Raw genomic sequence first — 21,173 nt, forward strand, 5'->3', positions numbered from 1 at the left:
TGATCACCGGAAGTCAATACAAAGCGAGGATAATAATGAAAATCAAGATAGCCACCTTAGCGCTTGTTACGGCTGGGATAGCGCTGGCTGGCAGCGTGAACGCCAAAACGCTGGTCTACTGTTCTGAGGGATCGCCAGAGAATTTTAACCCTCAGCTCTATACCTCCGGAACGAGTGTTGATGCCAGTGCCGTACCGGTCTTTAACCGACTGGTAGATTTCACGCCCGGCACCACCAATCTGGTCCCGAGCCTGGCGGAAAGTTGGGAGATCAGCCCGGATGGCACCGCATACACCTTCCATCTGCGCAGGAACGTAAAATTCCAGAGCAACAAACAGTTTAAACCCAGTCGCGACTTCAACGCCGATGATGTGATCTTTTCCTTTATGCGCCAGATGGACCCGAAAAATCCCTACCACAATGTTTCTGGCGGTACCTATTCAAACTTCGAAAGCCTTGAACTCTCCACGCTGATTAAAAGTATCGACCGGGTTGATGACCACACCGTGCGCTTCACGCTCGCCCATCCGGAAGCCCCGTTTCTTGCCGATCTCGCCTGGTATTTCGCCTCTATCCACTCGGCAGAATACGCAGACGCCATGCTAAAGGCGGGGACGCCGGAAAAGGTCGATATGAACCCGATAGGCACCGGCCCGTTTGAACTGGTGCAGTACCAGAAAGATTCCCGCATCCTCTATAAAACGTTCCCGGACTACTGGCAGGGCAAGGCGAAACTCGATCGGCTGGTCTTCAGCATTACACCTGACGCGTCCGTGCGTTACGCCAAGCTTGAGAAGAACGAGTGTCAGGTCATGCCATTTCCAAATCCCGCCGATCTGGACAAAATGCGCGCCAACCCGGACATCACTCTGGAACAGAAGGCGGGTCTGAACACCGGCTTCCTGGCGTTTAACACCACTAAAGCACCCACCGACAACGTCAAAGTGCGGCAGGCGCTGGCGATGGCGATCAATAAACCGGCGATCATCGAGGCGATATTTAAAGGCACCGGCACGGTCGCAAAAAATATTTTGCCGCCCGGCGTCTGGAGCGCGGACAAAGATCTGAAGGATTACGACTACGATCCCGAAAAGGCCAAAGCGTTGTTGCAACAGGCTGGCGTTAAACCAGGCACCGAAATTGCGCTCTGGGCGATGCCGGTTCAGCGGCCCTATAATCCGAATGCACGCCGCATGGCGGAGATGATCCAGTCAGACTGGGCCAAAGTCGGCATCAAAGCCAACATCGTCAGCTATGAGTGGGGCGAATACCTGAAGCGCGTCCGCAGTGGCGAGCATCAGGCCGCGCTGATGGGCTGGACGACTGCGACCGGCGATCCGGATAACTTCTTCGGCCCGCTTTACAGCTGCACCTCTGCGCAGGGCGGTTCTAACTCCTCCAAATGGTGCTACCAGCCATTCGAGAAGTTAATCACCGACGCCCGCGCCGAGCCGGATCAGGGCAAACGCACCGCGCTTTATCTGCAGGCGCAGCAGATAATGCATGACCAGATGCCCGCCGTGATGATTGCGCACTCCACTATCTTCGAGCCGGTACGCAAATCGGTGAGCGGCTATCAGGTCGATCCGTTCGGCAAGCATATCTTCTATCAGGTGGATATTAAGCAGTAAGCCGTGGCAGTTAACGTCAATGGCCCACGCATCAGTGGGCCCTTCATCTCATCCTCACCTGCTGATCCATCTCTGTCAGTCGCTGCTGTAAAAACTGCAGAAATAGCGTCAGCGCAGCGCTACGCTGACGTCCCGACACCGTCTGAAGCTGCAACGTCCGCTGACTCAACTGATCTACCCCCATTGACCGCAACACCAGATTTTGCGCATCGCGCTCAAACAGCAGAGTGAACGCGCTACAGATAGTCACCGCCTGCGGCGTATGTAGCAAAAAGTGATAAAGCGTAGCGAAATAGTCGCAGGTCAGCACCGGCTCCACCACGCAGTCATTCATCTGACAGGAGAGATCAAACAGCTGGCGGACGGTGGTGTGATGGCCCGGCAGCGCCAGCGGCCAGCGATGCAAATCGCCCAGCGTCACTTCACGTGACGCCAGCGGATGTGACTCATGCATCGCCAGTAACACCGGCGCAGACCACGAGCCGAGCACCTCAACGCTGCGTTCCGGCTGCAGACTAAACTGCAGCGCCACATCGCATTCACCCGCCCTGACGCAGGCCGCTACGCCCTGAGAATGCGTCACATTAATCGCAAACAGCGCGCCGGGATTCGCCAGGCGAAACTCCGCCAGCAGGCCCGGCAACAGACTGAAGGCCATCCCATCCGTGCAGGCGATACGGATCAGGCTGCGGCGTACCGCTTTCAACCCTTTAATCTCCGCCAGCGCATATTCCATATCGAGCTGACTTTTGCGTACATGATGCGCAAAAATCTCACCCGCCTCATTCAACACCATACCGCGTGCATGACGTTCAAACAGCGGCACCCCGACCTGTGCCTCCAGCCGCTGAATCTGACGACTGATCGCCGACACCGCGACAAACAGTTGCTCGCTAGCGGCGCTTAGCGAACCGCACTCAACCACCGCCAGGAAATAGCGGATCTCGCTGCTTAACATGATCACTCCGGCGAAACGCATCAAAAAAGGGCAGTCAGCCTTTGCTTTAAAAGCAAGGCTCACTCGATAAATTGATAATTGTGGCAAAGAGAGAAGTTTGTCAAAGATAAAGCACGATAAAAATAACAGACAGGGCAAACATGACAGAGCAACAGGCAGTGGACCATGCGATGCATTATTTCGACAGTGGTGAGTTTCAGCAGTTGCTGTCACGGCGCGTGGCCTGTGTGACCGAAAGCCAGCACGCCAGCAGAAAGGCAGAGCTGAATCACTATCTGCAGCAGGAAATTGGCCCGCAACTGGCGAAGATGGGATTCAAACTCCACCCGTTTGACAATCCTCAGCCCGGCAGCCCGCCGTTTCTGATCGCCACCCGCATCGAAGATCCACTAAAACCGACACTGCTCTGCTATGGCCACGGCGATGTGGTATTTGGTGACGATGAAAACTGGCGCGAAGGCTTATCGCCGTGGCAACTCACTGCTGAAGACGATCGCCTGTATGGACGCGGCAGCGCAGACAATAAAGGGCAGCATTGCATCAACCTCGCGGCGCTGGAACAGGTGTGGCAGGCGCGTGGTGGAAAGCTGGGCTTCAACTGCAAAATCCTGTTTGAAATGGGCGAAGAGATCAGTTCGCCAGGGCTGGCGGCGATCTGCCAGCAGCAGCAGGCGCTGCTTAAGGCCGATCTTTTTATCGCCTCTGATGGCCCCCGACTCAACGCATTGCGGCCGACGCTGTTTCTGGGATCGCGTGGCGCGGCGAACTTTCGTCTGACTATTCGGGCGCGCGACAACGCCTATCATTCTGGCAACTGGGGCGGACTGCTCAGTAATCCCGGCACCCAACTGGCCAATGCGATCGCCTATCTGGTGAACGCGCAGGGCGCGCTGCAGGTCGCTGCGCTGAAGCCGGACTCCTTAACCGACGCGGTGCGCGCCATCCTCAGTGATATTGAGGTGGGCGGCATGCCGGGCGATCCGGCGCTGGCGAAGGGCTGGGGTGAGCCGGGTCTGACGCCTGCAGAGCGACTTTATGGCTGGAACACGCTGGAGGTGCTGGCCTTTGAAACCGGCAATCCGTCGCGCCCGATGAACGCCATTCCGGGCAGCGCCACGGCGGTGTGTCAGCTGCGATTTGTTGTTGGCACCGACTGGGAAAATCTGGTGCAGCATGTCGAAAGTCATCTGCGTCAGCACGGCTTTGAGAACGTCAGCGTCGAGTTTCTGCGCGGCTCACCCGCGACGCGGCTCGATCCGCAGGATCCGCTGGTGGCCTGGGCGCTGGATACGCTGGCGCGTAGCAGCGGTAAAAAACCGGCGCTGCTGCCCAATCTTGGCGGTTCACTGCCCAATGAAGTCTTCGCCGATATCCTCGGCCTGCCGACGCTGTGGGTACCGCATTCCTATCCCGCCTGCGGCCAGCACGGCGTTAACGAACATATGCTCAACACCATTGCACGTGAAGGCCTGGCGATTATGACGCGGCTCTTCTGGCAACTGGGTGAAGAGGGCGAACAGCTGATGACGCGCCACCATCAGTGGCGGAGAGGTGAACAATGAGCAGCATCGCGCAGACCACCCCGCAGGTGAAACCGAGCCTGCACAAAACGCTGTTCGCCACCTGCATCGGTAACGCGCTGGAGTGGTTCGACATCGCGGTCTATGGCTTTTTCGCCAGCTACATCGCGCACGTCTTCTTTCCGGTCAGCGATCCGTCGGTGTCGCTGCTGCTGACCTTTGGCAGCTTCGGTATCTCCTTCTTAATCCGTCCGCTGGGTGCCATTGTGCTGGGCAACTATGCCGATCGTCATGGCCGCAAAAAGGCGCTGCTGCTGTCGATAAATCTGATGATGCTGGGCGGGGCGATCATTACATTTATGCCGGGCTACGCCACTATCGGTCTGGCCGCACCGCTGTTGATCATCCTGGCGCGTCTGATCCAGGGGTTCTCAGCCGGGGGCGAATTTGGCAGTTCCACCGCCTTCCTGGTGGAGCACTTTCCTGAGCGCAAAGCCTTTATCGCCAGCTGGCAGTTTGCCACTCAGGGCGCAAGCACGCTGATGGCCTCAGCATTCGGGCTGGGGCTGACGCACTGGCTGAGCGAAAGTGAGATTCAGACGTGGGGCTGGCGCATCCCGTTTGCCTTCGGCCTGCTGATTGGGCCGCTGGGGATCTACATTCGCCGCCATGTCCAGGAGCCCGCCAGCTTTGCGTCGCAGGAAAAGGAATCCGCGCCGCTGAAAACGCTGTTCGGGCGGCAGAAAGCGCTGATCACCCTGGCGATTGGCGTGATGGTGATTTCGACCGCAGTAAACTACATGCTTAACTACATACCGACCTACGCTACCAAAACGCTGCATCTGCCGGGGTCGGTCGCTTTCACCGCCACGCTGATCGCGGGCATTATCCTGACGGTAGTGACGCCCATCATGGGATTGTGGGCAGAGCGGATTGGCCGGTTGCCGCTGATGTGGGGTTCGTTGCTGTTGCTGATGGCTACCATCTATCCTGCTTTCAAATGGATGGTCGATCACACCACGCCGACCACGTTGATCCTGCTGGTGGCCTGGATGGCACTGCTGAAGGCGGTCTATTTCTCGACAGTGCCGTCGGTGATGGCCGATCTCTTCCCGGCGACCACGCGCGCCAGCGGCATGGCGATCAGTTACAACGTGGCCGTAACGGTATTTGGCGGGTTTGCGCCACTGATTTGCAGCATGCTGATTGCCGCCACCGGCAGCAGCCTGGCACCAGGCTATTACCTGATGGCCGTGGCGGTGCTGAGTGGCATCGCGCTGCTGCGCTGCAGTAAGCGGGTGGCATAACAAAATGGGCCGGTTAGCTGGCCCATTTTGTGACTGACAAAGTCAGGAATGGGAGGCGGTAAGATCGAGCCTTAACTGAACTGCAGGTAAGCAACATGGGTCTGCAGAAACTCCTCCAGACCATGTTTCCCATCGGCACCGCCGACACCCGACTTGCGCCATCCGGCATGAAAGCCCTGCATTGCTTCGAAATTCTCACGATTAACGTAGGTCTCGCCGAACTTCAGCTTCCGCAGCGCAGTCATGGTGGTATTGAGATTACGGGTATAAATCGACGAGGTCAGCCCATACTCGCAGTCGTTAGCCAGGGCGATCGCCTCCTCCAGTGTTTTGAAGGTCATCACCGGCAGCACCGGGCCAAAAATCTCCTCCTGCATAATTGCCATCTCCTGACGCACATCGGTCAGCAGAGTCGGTTCAAAGAAAAATCCTCTATCTCCTGCGCGCCTACCGCCCAGCACGACTTTGGCTCCGGCAGCGACAGCTTCCGCCACTTTCTGCTCCACCCGGTCCCGTGCTGCAGCCGTAATCAGCGGGCCCATGTCGATATCGTTGCGTTGTGCCGGATCACCAAATGTCACCTGCTGAAACGCTGCGGTCAGCGCGTGGATAAAACGATCGTAAATGCCTTCCTGCACATAGACCCGCTCTGCGCAGTTACAGACCTGACCGCTGTTGATCATCCGCGAACTGACAATCGCCTGGACCGCCAGCTCAAGATCGGCATCATCCATCACGATAGCCGGCGCTTTGCCGCCCAGTTCCAGCGATACCCTGGTGACATTTTTAGCGGCGGCTTCCATGGTAGCGATACCTGCGCCGACGCTGCCAGTCAGGCTCACCAGCCCGACTTTAGGGTTTGCCGCCAGCTCCTGTCCCACTTCCGGACCCAGTCCATAAACAATGTTAATCACGCCCGCAGGCAGGCCGATCTTTTGAATGATGTCGGCAAACAGTGCCGCATTGTTCGGCGTCAGTTCACTGGGTTTGATCACGATAGTGTTGCCAGTGATCAGAGCAGGCGCCGCTTTGCGGGCGATCAGGAAGAAGGGGAAGTTCCAGGGCAAAATCCCGGTGGTGACGCCAATGGCCTTTTTAAACAGGAAGATGTTTTCGTTGGGACGGTCACTGTTTATGATCTCACCTTCATAGCGCCGCGCCCACTCAGCCATATAATCGAGATAGTCAGCGGTAAACAGCACTTCAGTTTTCGCCAGTCCCTGGGTTTTGCCGCCCTCGGCCACAATGGTTGCCGCCAGTTCGGGCTCGCGGTCGCGGATGGCGCTGGCAATTTTGTGCAGCCAGGCACCGCGCTCAACCGCAGGCAGCGCTTCCCATCCCGGCTGAGCCGCTTCCGCAGCGCTGATGGCACGGCTGGCATCCTGACGCGTGCCTTCGGGGATACGCGACAGCAACGCCTCCGTCGCCGGATTGATCACCTCAATCCACTGGTCACCCTGATGGGCGACGAACTCGCCATTAATATAATGTTGATGATGTGTTGTCATTCGCTTAGCTCTCCGCTATCGATACGTTGCAGTAATGTGATAGCAGGGTGAAACAGATTGCTGAACGTGACCTTTAGCTTATTGCCAGCTTGCGAGTCCGGCTGGCAACCAATCACAGATATCGGTGAGTTCTGCGGCAAAAACGTCAATCTGTTGTAGATTTAAAGGAGTGAAGTTGTGAAACAGGGGGGAAATAATGGCAAGCGGATGGGCAGCAGAAGGCGCAGTACAGGAACAAATTGATAGTACCGTTAATGACGGCATTGAGCGGGTAAGACAATCGATTGGGCAGGGCGAAAGCGCCACCGAATGTGAACTCTGCGGCGAACCGATTCCGGAGGCGCGTCGTCAGGCGCTGAAAGGCGTGCACTACTGCGTGGCGTGTCAGGAAAAAATCGATAAACAGCAGCAGACCAGCAGTTTATATAATCGTCGGGGCAGTAAAGATAGCCAGCTGCGCTAATTCTCAGGAGCCTGGCATCGCCAGGCCGCTGCCAATAAACCAGGCCAGAAAGCCCACGCCCGCCACGATGATGGCGATCGGAAACAAAATTCCAATTCTCATATTCAACCTACTGCAAACAGCGTTTCAGGGGCCACGATCTTATCATGAGATCTGGAGGACTGCGCGGTGGGTTTTCAGCAGGGTAAAAAGCTGGAACTGCGTGGCATCGTTCTCCTCGCGCAGGACCTCCCCTTTTTTGTAAAGAATGTGATGCACATGGCCGAGCTGACGCCAGACCACAATTGCTGAGGCGATAAGCGCGCAATGCTTCTCCGCCTGCAGGCACTCAATGGTGGCGTAGTGGGTTTCATCCATGCTGTTCACAAACACCTTTATCGCCTCTGAGGGTAATATCGCCCGGAGATCATCCAGCATTACCCGACTGACCGACTGCGAAAGAAAAAGCGTTAACCACTTTGATGTCATTCCAATCCCTGTACCGTTCACTTTTCCCCAGTTTATACGACCTTGCCTGCGCTAATGAAAGGCTTCTTTGCAGAATTGCCACCATACCAGCGTAGATGGCAGTCAGATCAGAATTGTGCTGCACCACACGGCAAAACTATAAAAAAGATAGGATAATAAGCAAGTTACCTTATTTATGGTCCGATTTTATAACAACTGTGAAATTGTGATCCCTGATGTGAATAACGGGTAAATATTGCCACTCCGCTGCAGCTTCCGGCATTTATCCAAAGGCTGAGGAATTCCTGCAAAACGTAGACTGCCTGCTGAGCGGAAGCAGACAGGTTTCCGACAGGCCTCAACCTAACCGGGGAATAACAATGAACAGTGCCATTATTGCGGGCATCTTCTGGCATTTTGTCGGCGCTGCCAGCGCCGCGTGTTTCTACGCGCCTTTTAAACAGGTGAAAAGATGGTCATGGGAAACCATGTGGTCAATTGGCGGCCTGATGTCGTGGCTAATTTTGCCCTGGGCGGTGAGTGCCATTTTGCTGCCGGACTTCATGGCCTACTACAGCAGCTTCACGCTGTCGCAACTCACGCCGGTATTTCTGTTTGGCGCGATGTGGGGTATAGGCAATATCAACTACGGGCTGACTATGCGCTATCTTGGGATGTCGATGGGCATCGGTATCGCGATTGGCATTACTCTGGTGGTCGGTACGCTGATGACGCCGTTGTTGCAGGGGCGGTTTGGTGAGCTTTTCGCCTCGGCGGGTGGTCGGTTAACGTTGCTGGGCGTGCTGGTGGCGTTGATAGGTGTCGGGATTGTGTCACGCGCCGGTCTGTTAAAGGAACGGGCGCTGGGGATTAACGCAGAAGAGTTTAATCTCAGGAAGGGACTGGTGCTGGCGGTAATGTGCGGCATCTTCTCGGCCGGTATGTCGTTTGCGATGGATGCGGCGAAACCGCTGCATCAGGCTGCCGCTAATCTCGGCATCGATCCGCTCTATGTCGCTTTACCCAGCTACGTAATCATCATGGGCGGCGGGGCACTGGTCAATCTGGGCTTCTGTTTCTGGCGGCTGGCCACCCAGCCAGAGCTGTCAGTGCGTAAAGACCTCTCCGTCGGGAAGTCGCTGCTGATTGCTAATACCGCGTTTGCCGTGCTTGGCGGCACAATGTGGTATCTGCAGTTCTTCTTCTACGCCTGGGGACATGCCCGAATTCCTGCGCAGTATGACTATGTCAGCTGGATGCTGCACATGAGCCTGTACGTCTTATGTGGGGGGCTGGTTGGGCTGCTGATGAAAGAGTGGAAGTCAGCGGGACGTCGCCCGGTAAGCGTATTATCGATTGGCTGTGTGGTGATTATCATTGCCGCTAATATTGTCGGTCTGGGTATGGCGGCCTGATAGCGAATACTGATGCTGACTTTACGCTGTAAGGGCCTGAATAGCAGGCCCTTAGAGTGATCAGAATGGTGGTCAGTTTGTGTTTAGGGCGCTTTTTAGGGGATTTATTCCTGCTGTTTTTTTACGGAAAATTGCTCGCTAAAGGGGGTGACATAGTGCGCTTCACACAGGCCCATCTTATTCAGACTCGGTACTCTTAAGCACCTGCCGGGGTGCGATAAATCGCTGACGCCAGGCGCTGGGCGTTAAACCGGTATCACGGGTGAAAACCACCGAAAAATAGTTACTGTCATCAAACCCGCAGCGGGCGGCGATCTCACTAATCAGACAATCCTGGGTGCGCAGCAGATATTTTGCCTGACAGAGCTGCAGCTGACGAAGGTAATGACCAATGGTCATGCCAGTCTGCTGGCGAAAAAGATGTCGCAGTGCTCGTTCGCTGAGCTGATTCTGTTGACAAAACGCCGCCAGATCGAAGGGCCGGGCAATGGCACCCTGCAAGGCCGACATCAGCAGATCCAGCTGTTCACCCTCCGGCAACGCCCAGGGGCGGTCGGCGGCATAGCCGTGGCGGCGCAAAATCAGCGCCAGCTGTAAAAACAGCGCCTCTGATAACTGAACAGAGAGAGGATCGCTTTTACGGCTTTCACGCTCCAGCTGGCTGATCACGCCCCGGGCCAGCGCCATCCCTCGGGTGGTCAGCCTCCAGCAGCCCGGTTTATCGGTCCCCTGGTGCGGCAGCAACTTATTCCAGTCAAGGGCAAGCCCAAAGCGATCACGACAGTAGAGGATATTATCCAGCACCAAATCATTGACGCTGTCGTAGCTGTGGCAGTCACTGTCGCGAATATAAAAAATGTCGCCGCAGGTTATCAGCCAGGGGCGATCGTTGAGGACATGCAGGCCATTTCCGCGCCAGACAATCACGATTTCACTGAATTCGTGTCGGTGCGGCGGGAAAGAGGGTTGTGGCATCCTTTCGGCCACCGCCACGGGTAAATTCGTGGCGGGAAAATAGTCATCCCGACTGAGTATCAACGCCATGTTGCCTCCTTTACATCATATGCTGGCGCTCCGCTCGCGGTGCGCAGCCAAATTCGCGCCTGAACAGGGTTGAGAAGTGGTTACTGTCACCAAATCCACACTGGAAGGCAATGTCGGTAATACGCATATCACTGTGACGCAGCAGATGACGGGCCTGCAACAGCCGCAAACGGTTCAGATAACGCTGCGGCGTGCTGCCGGTTTGATGCTTCATCTGTCGATGCAATGTACGCAGCGAGAGTGAAAAGCGATCGGCCAGTTCATCCCAGACGATCTCGTCACTGTAATGATCGCCCAGCCAATCGAGCAGGCGATGCAGTCGCGCCTCCTGATCCTGACTCTGTCCGTCAATACAGGCTTCACGCAACAGCACCAGCAGCTGTAAAAAAAGCTGCTCCTGCCGCGCCTGTTTTTCCAGCGACCAGGTCTCATCCTGCTGCATCTGCGCCGCCACGCTAAGCGCCTGCGTCATCACTTTATGATTGATGCGCCAGTGAGAGCTGTATTGCCCATCCTGATCGCAGGGCAGTAAAGCCTGTAGCCCGGAAAGAAAACGAAACGCGCCGGGGCTGCGATAGAGCACGTTAGTCAGGCAAAGATTATCGGTCTGTTCATAGAGATGACGATCGTGATCGCGCACAAAGCAGACGCAACCGGCGCACAGCGTTTGCGGCTGACCATTAAAAACATGAATGCCAGAACCTTGCTCAACCAGCACAATCTCATGGAAATCATGATGATGTTCCGGAAAGGCTGCCTGGGGTATCCGGGGTTCAATCGCGATGGCGTAATCACCTTCGGGGAAAAAATCCGCACTGTGCAATATGGTCATGATCATCTCTCGCTGCTTCACTAAACCGTAGGGCAGTCTAATCAGCACGCCGCTACCTTACCTTGAATTTTCAGCCTGACTCAGCAGGAATCATGCTGATATTTCAAGAAATCCTCAGCAGTTAACAGATTTGCGGCAGGGGTCACATCCTGCTGACTGTTGCCTCTGTGATCTCTCTCACGAAGTTCTTTGCAAGTCTGCCAGGGCTTATCCGGCGCTGGCACTCCGGGGAAGGTGTTAAACCAGTAAGGTTTTTACTCTGTGACGACTCAATCACAGGGAACCGTCGCCATGACCAGGAGAAACATTGTTGCTATCGATCTCGGCGCATCCAGCGGACGAGTCATGCTCGCTCGCTGGGATGCCACACAGCGCAAACTCGCGCTGCAGGAGGTCCGGCGTTTTAAAAACAGGCGTCAGCGTCGTGCCGGTTATGACTGCTGGGATCTGGCGATGCTGGAGCATGAGATCCGCAGCGGACTGGCTCAGTTAGAGGAAGAGGGTATCATGCCTGACAGTATTGGCATCGACACCTGGGGTGTGGATATGGTGCTGCTGGATGCACAGGGCGAGCCGGTGGGTGAGGCGGTCAGCTACCGCGATGCCCGCACCCACGGCCTGATGGATCAGGCGCAGCAGGAACTGAGTCGCAGAGCGATCTACGCCCGAACCGGCATTCAGTTTCTGCCATTCAACACGCTCTATCAGATGCGCGCCCTGCATCAGCAACAGCCCGACTGGCAGGCACACGTGGCGTATGCGCTGATGATTCCTGACTATCTGCATTATCGCCTGACGGGCAACCTCAACTGGGAATATACCAACGCCACTACCACGCAGATGCTCAATATTCATAGCGGCGAGTGGGATCGCGACTTGCTCGCCTGGGCGGGGGTGGATGCGCGGTGGTTCGGTCAGCCACAGGCGCCGGGCAATACTGTTGGTCACTGGAGCAATAGCGCGGGCATCCCGGTTCCGGTGATCGCCGTCGCCACCCACGACACCGCCAGCGCGGTGCTGGCAACGCCGCTGATGCAGGACGATGCCGCCTATCTCAGCTCCGGAACCTGGTCGCTGATGGGCTTTGAAAGTCTGCAGCCCTATGCCAGTGACGCCGCGCTGCGCGCCAATATCACGAATGAGGGTGGTGCAGAAGGCTACCGGGTATTGAAAAACATTATGGGCTTATGGCTGTTACAACGCGTCTGCAGCGAATTACTGATTGACGATCTCAGCATGCTGATTGACGAAACAGCCCGCCAGCCCGCCTGTGTGTCTCTGATCAATCCCAACGATGCCCGCTTTATCAATCCCGACAGCATGGTGAACGAGATTCAGAACGCCTGCGCAGAACAGGGAATGCCGGTGCCGCAGTCTGCCGCCTCTCTGGCACGTTGCATTTTTGATAGCCTGGCGCTGCTCTACCGTGAAGTCATTCACGAACTGGCCGCGTTGCGCGGTAAGGCATTCAGCCAGTTGCATGTGGTGGGCGGCGGCAGTCAGAACCGCTTTCTTAATCAGCTTTGCGCCGATGCCTGCCAGATTCCGGTACTGGCCGGGCCGGTTGAAGCCTCTACGTTGGGTAACGTGGGTTGCCAGCTGATTGCGCTGGGTGAACTGATTGATGTGGCTGATTTCCGCTGCAGCGTTATCAACAACTTCCCACTCGAAAAATTCGAACCTCAAACTCACAGCGTCTTCAGTGCCAGTCAGGCACGTTTCGCAACGCTGAGTCAACCCGCTAAGGAACCCGCTTATGACTAAGCAGATTGAACAGGCTTTTGAACTGGCTAAACAACGCTACGCCGATAATGGGATTGATGTTGAACAGGCTATCCGTCAGCTGGACCGCATACCGGTCTCGATGCACTGCTGGCAGGGGGATGATGTCCGGGGATTTGAGAATCCACAGGGCGCATTAACCGGTGGTATTCAGGCGACGGGTAACTATCCAGGGCGGGCACGGAATGCCAGTGAATTACGCGGTGATATCGACAAAGCGATGTCGCTGATCCCCGGCGCTAAACGCCTTAATCTGCACGCCATCTATCTGGAAAGTGACAAGCCGGTAGATCGGGACGCCATTGAGCCTGCCCATTTCGCCAACTGGGTTGCCTGGGCTAAAGAGCATAACCTGGGGCTCGATTTTAATCCCAGTTGCTTCTCGCATCCGATGAGTGCAGACGGGTTTACGCTGTCGCACAGTGACAAAACTGTGCGTCAGTTCTGGATCGATCACTGCAAAGCCAGTCGCCGCATCTCCGCGTATTTTGGTGAGCAGTTGGGCACGCCCTCAGTGATGAATATCTGGGTGCCGGACGGCATGAAAGATATCACAGTGGATCGACTGGCCCCGCGTCAGCGTCTGATGAGCGCGCTGGATGAAGTCATCTCAGAAAAACTTAACCCGCAGCACCATATCGATGCAGTTGAGAGCAAACTGTTTGGCATTGGCGCAGAGAGTTACACCGTAGGTTCCAATGAGTTTTATCTCGGTTACGCCGCCAGCCGTCAGACAGCGCTGTGCCTGGATGCCGGGCATTTCCATCCCACCGAAGTCATCTCCGACAAAATTTCTGCCGCGATGCTCTATGTGCCGCGTCTGCTATTGCATGTCAGCCGTCCGGTGCGCTGGGACAGTGACCATGTAGTACTGCTGGATGATGAAACCCAGGCGATCGCCAGCGAAATCGTCCGCCACCAGTTATTCGACAAAGTGCATATCGGACTCGACTTCTTCGACGCTTCCATTAACCGGATTGCTGCCTGGGTTATCGGCACACGCAACACTAAAAAAGCGCTGCTGCGTGCCTTGCTGGAGCCCACCGACCGTTTGCGTCAGGCCGAAAACAGCGGCGATTACACCGCGCGTCTGGCCCTACTGGAAGAGCAAAAATCGCTGCCGTGGCAGGCGGTATGGGAAGCGTGGTGCCTGCGTCATGACGTCCCGGCTGATGCCAGCTGGTTAAGCGATGTCCATCATTATGAACAACAGATCTTGAGCCAACGTTAAGGATTTCACTATGCAAAGCATTCTTTCTTCCGGGTTTGTTAAGGGAATGGTCAAAGCGACCAGCGATATGTGGCTGAAGGGCTGGGACGAGCGTAACGGCGGCAACGTCAGCCTGCGTCTGCTGGAGGAGGAGGTCAAACCCTTCATCGCCGATTTCTGCAAAGCACCACGCTGCATTGAGCTGACACAACCTGCGCCCGCGCTGGCGAACGACTGGTTTCTGGTGACCGGGTCAGGGAAATTTATGCGTAACGTCCAGATCGATCCGGCCGATTGCCTGGCGCTGCTGCAGGTTGATGAAAAAGGGCTCTCGTACAAAATTCACTGGGGTCTGTCGAATGGCGGTTTGCCGACCTCCGAGCTGGCGTCTCACTTTCAGTCTCACGCGGTACGTAAAGCGGTCAGCAAGGGTGTAGATCGGGTGATCATGCACTGTCACGCCACCAACTTTATGGCCCTGAGCTATGTGGTGGAGATGGATTCAGCCCGCTTTACCCGCCTGTTATGGGAAGGCAGCACCGAATGTCTGGTGGTATTCCCGGATGGCGTGGGTGTACTGCCATGGATGGTGCCTGGCACCGATGAAATCGGCACCGCAACAGCTGGTCAGATGCAGTCGCACACCCTGGTGATGTGGCCGTTCCACGGCGTCTTTGGTACAGGTCCGACGCTCGATGAGACTTTTGGTCTGATAGACACAGCGGAGAAATCGTCCGAAGTGATCGTCAAAGTGCTGTCGATGGGCGGGATTCGTCAGAGTATCAACACAGAACAGCTGGTCGCGCTAGGTGAGCGCTTCGGCGTTAAGCCCTGGCAACTCGCATTGGATGTGGGGCCAGCTAATGTTGCGTAAAGCCTTTGTGATGCAGGTGAATGCAGACTGTCATGCGGAATATGAGCGTCGCCACTCACCGATCTGGCCGGAACTGGCTGAAACCCTGAAAGCACATGGTGCGCACAACTATGCTATCTGGCTGGACGCCGAACGGCATCTTCTGTTTGCCAGCGTAGAGATTGAATCTGAGGAGCGCTGGAACGCGGTGGCAAAGACAGAGGTGTGTCAGCGCTGGTGGACCTCAATGAAAGATCTGATGCCATCGAATGCGGATAACAGCCCGATGAGTCAGCCGTTGAAACCGGTGTTTTTTCTGGAATAGCAGAGGGAAAGGGCGGCATCGCCGCCCTGATATCTACCGTTTTGCCTGACACAAGCCGGTCAGCGTCGGCCACATCGCCATCAGCGTATTAATAATGCCTTCCAGATCGTCACGATCCACGCCTTCACGCGCACGAACCGACATGCCCTGCAGCATACAGCCCAGATAGCGGGATAGCGCTGGAATGTTCACTGACGCACTCAGTTCACCACGCTGCTGACGCGCCAGCAGAAAATCGCTTAACACATGTTCCTGGGACTGATGTTGCTGTTGCAGCATAGAGGCAATCTCTTTCGACGCCGCCGACAGGGTGGTTGAGGTACAGATAAAGAAGCAGCCACCGGGGGAATCGCGTTCGGTAAAACAGGCTGCGGTGGCGCGGAAATAGCCTTCAATCGCACGGTCCACCGGTAACTGGTCATCGCCTAGTGCCGCTTCCCGCCATGCGCTGAACTTTTCCACATAGCGCTCCATCGCGGCGCGAAACAGCCCCTCTTTATTCACAAACTCTGAGTAAAGGGTCGGCGCTTTAGCACCGGTAGCGGCTACCAGATCGGCCAGAGACGTGCCTTCATATCCGTGTGTCCAGAACAGTGTCAGCGCTTTATCGAGCGCAGCTTCGCGATCGAACACTTTGGGCCGGCCACGGCATTTTTTTACATCGCAATCCTGAACCTGACTCATACACCCTCACTGACAGTAAAACATCCTATTAAATTACCGATCATTATAAAAATGTGCAAGGCCCCTATGAAGGTCGCCAGCAGGAGTTGCCATTTTGTGCGCCAGCGCAATCTTACCGCCCCTATGGTTAAGTCAGAAAAGGGGCTGAAGCCCATAATCACGCCACTTCGCGATTAAAATAACGCTCATTAAATAAATATTGACGGCGGGTCACATAGGAGTCTATCATTTGTTTAACGGTCGTTAATTAAATGACGACAACCCAATTTAGTCCAACCGAATTCAACTATCGAATAGAGAGAATATTATGAAAACCATCAAAACCACCCTGGCAGCTCTGGCACTGACTACCCTGACTTTTGGCGCTTATGCCGCTGACCTCGTGACCAGCGAACCGTCAAATCAGCAGCCAGTAGGCACCATCTCTGTACAGGGCGGCACCAACCTGACCTCCCTTGAATCACAGCTGAGTGCCAAAGCGGATGAAGCCGGTGCGAAATCGTTCCGCATCACCTCAACCAGCGGCCAGAACAAACTGCACGGCACAGCTGTGATTTATCAGTAATTGTATTTTTTCAACAGATTAAGTGAGAAGGGGTTCGTTATGAAACGTATCAACATGATAGTGGCTGCTACTTTACTTAGCGGCCTCTCATTTGCCAGTGTGGCGGCACAGCAGGTCAGCAGTACACCACTGGATCAGCAAAAAATCGGCGTCATCAGCGCAACGGGCAGTACTAATCTGACTTCGCTGGAGCAGCAACTGTCAGAAAAGGCCAGCGATGTCGGAGCAAAGTCTTTCCGCATCACTTCGACCTCTGGCAGCAACAACCTGCATGGCACAGCCGTTCTGTATAAGTAAAAGCGCGATAAATATTCATAAACAGGCTTCAGATAAACCGACTTATCTGAAGCCTTTTTTTATTCTTCAGTCACAGTCTTATCCGTTGCTCCGCAACTGGGGATAACGACGGAAGATGTAAACACACCAGAGTAAAGCCACCAGACCAATCATCCCGCCGACGTTCCCGACTTCCGCCATGCTCAGATGCAGACTGACCTGATTGCCCAGCAGCGCGCCCGCGCCAATACCGATATTGTAAATGCCGGACATCAGCGACATCGCCACATCCGTGGCATCCGGTGCCAGCGATAACACCCGCACCTGCATCCCCAGTCCGATCATCATCATCGCCATGCCCCAGACAACGCACAGCGTTGAAATAGCGGCAGGTCGGACGGCAGCAAAAATCAGTAATCCCATGCACAACGTGATCAATGCAATGGCAGCTATCAGCAGCCCGGAGGGGAATTTATTGCCGAGGGTACTGAACAGCACGCTGCCCACAATACCGGCTGAGCCAAACAGCAGCAGCAGCAGGGTCGTGAAGTTGCCACTGGAATGGGCGACGTTCTGCATGAACGGTTCGATATAGCTGTAAGCGGTGTAATGCGCGGTCACCACCAGCGTCACCAGCAAATACATGCTGACCAGCGCCGGACGGCGAAACAGCATCGGCACACTGCTCAGCGAGCCGGTATGCTCACTCGGCAGACGCGGCAGTATCCGCACCAGCATAATCATCAGCACCAGCGCCGAAAGGCCAATCGCGCCGAAGGTGGTACGCCAGCCCAGATACTGACCGACTACTCGACCAATCGGCACACCCAGCACCATCGCCAGCGCGGTACCCGTCGCCAGCATACTCAGTGCCTGCGTTTTCTTACCAGCTGGTGCAACGCGAATCGCCAGGGAGGCGGTGATCGACCAGAACACCGCGTGAGACAGGGCGATGCCCACGCGGGACACCATCAGCGACCGGAAATCCCAGGCTACGGTTGAAAGGACATGGCTGACGATAAAGATCAGGAACAGCACGCCCAGCAACAGTCGTCGCTCAATATTACGGGTCAGCAGCATCAGCGGCAGTGAGAGCAGTGCGACCACCCAGGCGTAGATGGTCAGCATGATCCCGACATCCGCCGTTGGCATGGAAAAGTCCGCCGCGATATCGGATAGCAGGCCAACCGGCACAAATTCGGTGGTATTGAACACAAAGGCAGCGATAGCCAGCAATACCACGCGTAGCCAGGCAGTTTTACGTGAAACAGTTGTTGATTGCATGAGGAGTCAAGTCAGTCAGAAAAGCGAATTTGGATGTGGCAGAAACACCCAGCGAAAGTGACCTGCGTCACAAATTAACCGCTATTGTAGTAAATAAACCGGGAAGAGAAAGCTTATAAACGTCTTTTAATGCTGAATTTTTTTATCACCTGATTACAGCGCGATAGGCAGAGGTTATTGATCGCGATGATGTGCAGGATTGATTTGCAGCAGGGATGTGTCTTTAAGCAGAAAGTATTGAGACTATTGAGACTATTGAGACTATTGAGACAGCGCAGCGGGAAGCGTTTTACCACTGGGCTGTCCGATGGGATTAACGCGAAGGCGGAGTGTGCTTCAGGGCCACACTGAGCTGAGCGGCCTGCTGTTCGGTGTTATTGAGCGGACAACAGTTTTCACAACCGATTGCACCCGCATAATATTTTTTCGCCTGCAAAATGGCGGCGTTCACGTGGTAAAAACTACCCAGAAACAGCCTGTTATCTATGTCCGGAAGATGGGAGCAACCCGCCGCATGAACAACATGATTATCGTTATATCCCGATTGTTTATTGACGTAATAGTAGAGAGCCACAGGCGTTCCTTGTTGCCGTGTTAAAAGGCAAAGCAGATGAATTATTACAATAAAAAGAATTATAGCGGGAAACAGGCGCTTTGTTTGTTGTGGATCTGAATGAAGCGTTCAGCATGATGCGCCGCCAGGCCCGCTGAGGCCTGGCGAAAGAGGGGGGTGTCAGAGTTTTTTACTGTGCAGACGCCAGGCTACGGCCAGCGCCAGAATCAACAGGAAGCTGATAAACAGCGTAATCCCGCGCCAGCCAAAGTTATGCCAGAACACCCCGCCCAGTGTGCCCGCTACGCTGGAACCCACGTAGTAGCTGAACAGATAGAGTGAAGAGGCCTGTCCGCGAGCACGGCGAGCACGCGGACCAATCCAGCCGCTGGCAACCGCATGAGCAGCAAAAAAACCGGCGGTGAACAGCATCATCCCCGGCAGGATCAGCCAGAGGGAGTTAAAGGCTGTAGCCAGCAAACCCAGCAGCATGATGGCGGTTGCGCCCAGCATTACCGGTCCACGCCCCAGCCGGCTGGTCAGCGCGCCTGCTTTAGGCGAACTCCAGGAGCCGGTCAGGTAGACAACCGATAACAACCCTACCACCGCCTGACTGAGATGCCAGGGCGCGTCCAGTAAGCGATAGCCAATGTAGTTGAACAGGGTGACGAAGGCGCCCATCAACAGGAAGCCTTCGGCAAACAGCCACGGCAGGCCCGGATCGCGCCAGTGCAGCCGGAAGTTAATCAACAGATTACGAGGACGCAGCGTAATGGGCCTGAAATGACGCGATGCTGGCAGGATCTTCCAGAACATCAGCGCGGAGGCCAGCGAAAAACAGCCAATCACCGCCACGGCGATCCGCCATGAGAAGAGGTCGGTCAGGACGCCGCTCAGCAGACGCCCGCTCATTCCGCCTATGGAGTTACCGCTGATATACAGCCCCATCGAAAAGGCGACGACTCGCGAATCCATCTCTTCACTAAGATAGGTCATGCCCACCGCCGCAACACCGCTGAGCGACAGACCCATCAGCCCACGCATGATCAGAATGCCGTGCCAGCTGCTCATCGTAGCCGAGAGTAATGTACAGATAGCGGCGAGCATCAGGGCGGTCACCATCACCGATTTACGCCCGATGGCATCAGAGAGCGGACCGGTAACCAGCAGGCCCAGCGCCATCAGGCCGGTAGAAATGGAGAGCGACAGGCTGCTGGTCGCCGGAGAGACACCAAACTGCTGTGACAGCACCGGCAGAATGGGCTGCACACAGTAGAGCAGGGCAAAGGTTGCCAGTCCGGCGGAGAAAAGGGCCAGCGTCACACGCATAAATTTGGGCGTTCCCCGGCGGATATAACCTGAAGCGGCAGTGGACTCTGGCGCAGCAGGCACTGCTTCCTCATCCACTGTTGCCTGAATTGAGCGACTCACACATCTTCCTCTCTGTCAGAAAACCTGTCGTCAGCTTAGGAAAGCGGCATTATGATGTCTAATATATTAATAATCTCAAATGAGACGTTTAACATATGAATATCGAGCTGCGTCATCTTCGCTACTTTGTGGCGGTCGCCGAAGAGTTGCATTTCGGGCGGGCAGCCCAGCGCCTGAATATCTCTCAGCCGCCGCTCAGCCAGCAGATTATTCAACTGGAAGCGGAAACCGGCGCAAAGCTGTTTAATCGCAACAACCGCAGCGTGCAACTTACCGCTGCCGGGCATCAGTTGCTGAGCGATTCCCGCGCGATTCTGTTGCAGGTTGAGCAGGCCGCCGATCGCGCTGCCCGTTTGCACCGGGGCGAAGAGGGGGAGCTGCGGATCGGCTTTACCTCGTCTGCTCCGTTTACCGCCGTGGTTTCCGATGCGCTGTTCCGCTTTCGTCAGCGCTGGCCGCAGGTGCATATTCATATGCAGGAGATCAACACCCGCCAGCAACTGGCACCGTTGCACGATGGACGGCTTGATCTCGGCGTAATGCGCAACACGCCGCTGCCAGCCGATCTGCGGCATCAACTGCTACTGAGCGAGCCGCTCTATGCCGTGGTGCATAAGGCGCATCCGCTGGCTGACGCCGACAAAATCTCTGTAACTGCCCTGGCATCTGAACCCTTTGTCTTTTTCGATCCTCAGGGCGGAACCGCGCTCTACAGCGATATTCTGGCGCTGCTGCACCGCTATCACATAAAGCCCTACATCACCCAGGAAGTGGGTGAGGCGATGACCATCCTTGGGCTGGTGGCAACCGGTCTGGGCGTTTCTATTCTGCCTGCCTCATTTCGGCGTGCACGGCTGGCCGATCTGGTCTGGTTGCCATTAATGGAAGAGGATGCCATTTCAGAGCTGTGGCTGGTCTGGTCAGCCGGACGCGAGATGAATGCCCAGATGGAGAACATGATGGCGTTGTTGCGGGAAAATCGGCCCTGAAGCGCCCGTCTCAGCGCATCAATATGTGCGATAAATCACATTTCTAATCAAATATTTGACGCTGTTGCCTGATCTGCCTCACCATGGCGCATGTTT

The 21,173-nt window shown here is 55.5% G+C and carries 22 protein-coding genes; 12 read left to right on the forward strand and 10 right to left on the reverse strand.

The window, feature by feature from the left end; genetic code table 11:
* Positions 1-35: 35 nt before the first annotated feature.
* Complete coding sequence (locus tag HZZ01_RS04675) at positions 36-1,631, forward strand: ABC transporter substrate-binding protein (protein WP_179895702.1); 1,596 nt, start codon at positions 36-38, stop codon at positions 1,629-1,631.
* A gap of 43 nt (positions 1,632-1,674) precedes the next feature.
* Here HZZ01_RS04675 and HZZ01_RS04680 read toward each other — a convergent pair whose 3' ends face one another.
* Positions 1,675-2,589 (reverse strand): LysR family transcriptional regulator, encoded by a 915-nt coding sequence (locus HZZ01_RS04680; protein ID WP_179895703.1) that lies wholly within the window; start codon positions 2,587-2,589, stop codon positions 1,675-1,677.
* Between the two features lie 140 nt (positions 2,590-2,729).
* On the opposite strand from HZZ01_RS04680, the gene HZZ01_RS04685 reads away from it, so the two are divergent.
* Both HZZ01_RS04685 and HZZ01_RS04690 read left to right on the forward strand, forming a co-directional pair.
* Complete coding sequence (locus HZZ01_RS04685; protein WP_179895704.1) at positions 2,730-4,151, forward strand: M20 family metallopeptidase; 1,422 nt, start codon at positions 2,730-2,732, stop codon at positions 4,149-4,151.
* Positions 4,148-5,416 (forward strand): MFS transporter, encoded by a 1,269-nt coding sequence (locus HZZ01_RS04690; RefSeq protein WP_179895705.1) that lies wholly within the window; start codon positions 4,148-4,150, stop codon positions 5,414-5,416. The genes HZZ01_RS04685 and HZZ01_RS04690 overlap by 4 nt, the downstream gene beginning before the upstream one ends.
* A gap of 71 nt (positions 5,417-5,487) precedes the next feature.
* Here HZZ01_RS04690 and aldA read toward each other — a convergent pair whose 3' ends face one another.
* Positions 5,488-6,924, reverse strand: a complete 1,437-nt coding sequence (gene aldA / locus HZZ01_RS04695; protein WP_179895706.1) for an aldehyde dehydrogenase — start codon at positions 6,922-6,924, stop codon at positions 5,488-5,490.
* Positions 6,925-7,120: 196 nt separating this feature from the next.
* Here aldA and HZZ01_RS04700 point away from each other — a divergent pair, with 196 nt between their 5' ends.
* Positions 7,121-7,387 carry a DksA/TraR family C4-type zinc finger protein gene (locus HZZ01_RS04700; protein ID WP_179895707.1) on the forward strand — a complete coding sequence of 89 codons (267 nt, stop codon included), beginning with the start codon at positions 7,121-7,123 and terminating at the stop codon, positions 7,385-7,387.
* Positions 7,388-7,390: 3 nt separating this feature from the next.
* Here HZZ01_RS04700 and HZZ01_RS04705 read toward each other — a convergent pair whose 3' ends face one another.
* Together HZZ01_RS04705 and HZZ01_RS04710 are read right to left on the reverse strand one after the other, a co-directional pair.
* Positions 7,391-7,489, reverse strand: a complete 99-nt coding sequence (locus HZZ01_RS04705; protein WP_008925225.1) for a YoaK family small membrane protein — start codon at positions 7,487-7,489, stop codon at positions 7,391-7,393.
* A 42-nt stretch (positions 7,490-7,531) separates the two neighbouring features.
* Entirely contained in the window at positions 7,532-7,855 is a 324-nt protein-coding gene (locus tag HZZ01_RS04710; protein WP_179895708.1) for a hypothetical protein, read from the reverse strand.
* A gap of 359 nt (positions 7,856-8,214) precedes the next feature.
* Between HZZ01_RS04710 and rhaT the strand changes: the two genes are divergently transcribed.
* Positions 8,215-9,249 carry an L-rhamnose/proton symporter RhaT gene (gene rhaT / locus HZZ01_RS04715; protein ID WP_179895709.1) on the forward strand — a complete coding sequence of 345 codons (1,035 nt, stop codon included), beginning with the start codon at positions 8,215-8,217 and terminating at the stop codon, positions 9,247-9,249.
* 177 nt (positions 9,250-9,426) lie between these two features.
* On the opposite strand, the gene rhaR is transcribed toward rhaT, so the two are convergent.
* Both rhaR and rhaS read right to left on the reverse strand, forming a co-directional pair.
* On the reverse strand, positions 9,427-10,293 hold the full coding sequence (gene rhaR / locus HZZ01_RS04720; RefSeq protein WP_179895710.1) for an HTH-type transcriptional activator RhaR: 867 nt from the start codon (positions 10,291-10,293) through the stop codon (positions 9,427-9,429).
* A gap of 10 nt (positions 10,294-10,303) precedes the next feature.
* Positions 10,304-11,125 (reverse strand): HTH-type transcriptional activator RhaS, encoded by an 822-nt coding sequence (gene rhaS / locus HZZ01_RS04725; protein ID WP_179895711.1) that lies wholly within the window; start codon positions 11,123-11,125, stop codon positions 10,304-10,306.
* 291 nt (positions 11,126-11,416) lie between these two features.
* Here rhaS and rhaB point away from each other — a divergent pair, with 291 nt between their 5' ends.
* From rhaB to rhaM, 4 genes are read left to right on the forward strand one after another with little or no spacing between them, the layout of a single operon-like run.
* Positions 11,417-12,889 carry a rhamnulokinase gene (gene rhaB, locus HZZ01_RS04730; protein ID WP_179895712.1) on the forward strand — a complete coding sequence of 491 codons (1,473 nt, stop codon included), beginning with the start codon at positions 11,417-11,419 and terminating at the stop codon, positions 12,887-12,889.
* Positions 12,882-14,138 carry an L-rhamnose isomerase gene (locus HZZ01_RS04735; RefSeq protein WP_179895713.1) on the forward strand — a complete coding sequence of 419 codons (1,257 nt, stop codon included), beginning with the start codon at positions 12,882-12,884 and terminating at the stop codon, positions 14,136-14,138. Before rhaB ends, HZZ01_RS04735 begins: the two co-directional genes overlap by 8 nt.
* A 10-nt stretch (positions 14,139-14,148) precedes the next feature.
* The gene (gene rhaD / locus HZZ01_RS04740; protein WP_179895714.1) at positions 14,149-14,991 is read left to right on the forward strand and encodes a rhamnulose-1-phosphate aldolase; all 843 of its coding nucleotides are present in this window, start codon (positions 14,149-14,151) and stop codon (positions 14,989-14,991) included.
* Positions 14,981-15,295: an L-rhamnose mutarotase gene (gene rhaM / locus HZZ01_RS04745; protein ID WP_179895715.1), complete on the forward strand. Its 315-nt coding sequence runs from the start codon at positions 14,981-14,983 to the stop codon at positions 15,293-15,295. Before rhaD ends, rhaM begins: the two co-directional genes overlap by 11 nt.
* 33 nt (positions 15,296-15,328) lie before the next feature.
* Here the strand turns inward: rhaM and HZZ01_RS04750 are convergent, their stop codons facing one another.
* A complete protein-coding gene (locus HZZ01_RS04750; protein ID WP_179895716.1) occupies positions 15,329-15,979 on the reverse strand; it encodes a TetR/AcrR family transcriptional regulator in 651 nt (216 codons plus the stop codon).
* A gap of 307 nt (positions 15,980-16,286) precedes the next feature.
* On the opposite strand from HZZ01_RS04750, the gene HZZ01_RS04755 reads away from it, so the two are divergent.
* On the forward strand, positions 16,287-16,544 hold the full coding sequence (locus HZZ01_RS04755) for a DUF1471 domain-containing protein (protein ID WP_003853680.1): 258 nt from the start codon (positions 16,287-16,289) through the stop codon (positions 16,542-16,544).
* Positions 16,545-16,583: 39 nt separating this feature from the next.
* On the forward strand, positions 16,584-16,841 hold the full coding sequence (locus HZZ01_RS04760) for a YdgH/BhsA/McbA-like domain containing protein (RefSeq protein WP_179895717.1): 258 nt from the start codon (positions 16,584-16,586) through the stop codon (positions 16,839-16,841).
* A gap of 78 nt (positions 16,842-16,919) precedes the next feature.
* Here HZZ01_RS04760 and HZZ01_RS04765 read toward each other — a convergent pair whose 3' ends face one another.
* The 3 genes from HZZ01_RS04765 to HZZ01_RS04775 all read right to left on the reverse strand — a co-directional run bounded on the left by HZZ01_RS04765 (position 16,920) and on the right by HZZ01_RS04775 (position 20,088).
* Positions 16,920-18,104 (reverse strand): sugar transporter, encoded by a 1,185-nt coding sequence (locus tag HZZ01_RS04765; RefSeq protein ID WP_179895718.1) that lies wholly within the window; start codon positions 18,102-18,104, stop codon positions 16,920-16,922.
* 313 nt (positions 18,105-18,417) lie between these two features.
* Entirely contained in the window at positions 18,418-18,678 is a 261-nt protein-coding gene (locus HZZ01_RS04770) for a hypothetical protein (RefSeq protein WP_179895719.1), read from the reverse strand.
* A 159-nt stretch (positions 18,679-18,837) separates the two neighbouring features.
* On the reverse strand, positions 18,838-20,088 hold the full coding sequence (locus HZZ01_RS04775) for an MFS transporter (protein WP_179895720.1): 1,251 nt from the start codon (positions 20,086-20,088) through the stop codon (positions 18,838-18,840).
* Between the two features lie 95 nt (positions 20,089-20,183).
* Between HZZ01_RS04775 and HZZ01_RS04780 the strand changes: the two genes are divergently transcribed.
* Complete coding sequence (locus tag HZZ01_RS04780) at positions 20,184-21,077, forward strand: LysR family transcriptional regulator (RefSeq protein WP_179895721.1); 894 nt, start codon at positions 20,184-20,186, stop codon at positions 21,075-21,077.
* Positions 21,078-21,173 lie beyond the last annotated feature (96 nt).

Origin of the sequence: Pantoea sp. WMus005, from assembly GCF_013415305.1 — a bacterium.
In the GTDB taxonomy this organism is placed as follows: Bacteria; Pseudomonadota; Gammaproteobacteria; order Enterobacterales; family Enterobacteriaceae; genus Pantoea; species Pantoea rara.

What these genes read in the sequence shown, in the direction of transcription:
- HZZ01_RS04680 (WP_179895703.1), bottom strand. Translation starts at nt 2,589, where the DNA reads ATGTTAAGCAGCGAGATCCGCTATTTCCTGGCGGTGGTTGAGTGCGGT.
- HZZ01_RS04675 (WP_179895702.1), top strand. Translation starts at nt 36, where the DNA reads ATGAAAATCAAGATAGCCACCTTAGCGCTTGTTACGGCTGGGATAGCG.
- HZZ01_RS04750 (WP_179895716.1), bottom strand. Translation starts at nt 15,979, where the DNA reads ATGAGTCAGGTTCAGGATTGCGATGTAAAAAAATGCCGTGGCCGGCCC.
- HZZ01_RS04760 (WP_179895717.1), top strand. Translation starts at nt 16,584, where the DNA reads ATGAAACGTATCAACATGATAGTGGCTGCTACTTTACTTAGCGGCCTC.
- aldA (WP_179895706.1), bottom strand. Translation starts at nt 6,924, where the DNA reads ATGACAACACATCATCAACATTATATTAATGGCGAGTTCGTCGCCCAT.
- rhaR (WP_179895710.1), bottom strand. Translation starts at nt 10,293, where the DNA reads ATGGCGTTGATACTCAGTCGGGATGACTATTTTCCCGCCACGAATTTA.
- HZZ01_RS04705 (WP_008925225.1), bottom strand. Translation starts at nt 7,489, where the DNA reads ATGAGAATTGGAATTTTGTTTCCGATCGCCATCATCGTGGCGGGCGTG.
- rhaM (WP_179895715.1), top strand. Translation starts at nt 14,981, where the DNA reads ATGTTGCGTAAAGCCTTTGTGATGCAGGTGAATGCAGACTGTCATGCG.
- rhaT (WP_179895709.1), top strand. Translation starts at nt 8,215, where the DNA reads ATGAACAGTGCCATTATTGCGGGCATCTTCTGGCATTTTGTCGGCGCT.
- HZZ01_RS04780 (WP_179895721.1), top strand. Translation starts at nt 20,184, where the DNA reads ATGAATATCGAGCTGCGTCATCTTCGCTACTTTGTGGCGGTCGCCGAA.
- HZZ01_RS04765 (WP_179895718.1), bottom strand. Translation starts at nt 18,104, where the DNA reads ATGCAATCAACAACTGTTTCACGTAAAACTGCCTGGCTACGCGTGGTA.
- HZZ01_RS04700 (WP_179895707.1), top strand. Translation starts at nt 7,121, where the DNA reads ATGGCAAGCGGATGGGCAGCAGAAGGCGCAGTACAGGAACAAATTGAT.
- HZZ01_RS04710 (WP_179895708.1), bottom strand. Translation starts at nt 7,855, where the DNA reads ATGACATCAAAGTGGTTAACGCTTTTTCTTTCGCAGTCGGTCAGTCGG.
- HZZ01_RS04735 (WP_179895713.1), top strand. Translation starts at nt 12,882, where the DNA reads ATGACTAAGCAGATTGAACAGGCTTTTGAACTGGCTAAACAACGCTAC.
- rhaB (WP_179895712.1), top strand. Translation starts at nt 11,417, where the DNA reads ATGACCAGGAGAAACATTGTTGCTATCGATCTCGGCGCATCCAGCGGA.
- rhaS (WP_179895711.1), bottom strand. Translation starts at nt 11,125, where the DNA reads ATGACCATATTGCACAGTGCGGATTTTTTCCCCGAAGGTGATTACGCC.
- HZZ01_RS04690 (WP_179895705.1), top strand. Translation starts at nt 4,148, where the DNA reads ATGAGCAGCATCGCGCAGACCACCCCGCAGGTGAAACCGAGCCTGCAC.
- HZZ01_RS04755 (WP_003853680.1), top strand. Translation starts at nt 16,287, where the DNA reads ATGAAAACCATCAAAACCACCCTGGCAGCTCTGGCACTGACTACCCTG.
- HZZ01_RS04685 (WP_179895704.1), top strand. Translation starts at nt 2,730, where the DNA reads ATGACAGAGCAACAGGCAGTGGACCATGCGATGCATTATTTCGACAGT.
- rhaD (WP_179895714.1), top strand. Translation starts at nt 14,149, where the DNA reads ATGCAAAGCATTCTTTCTTCCGGGTTTGTTAAGGGAATGGTCAAAGCG.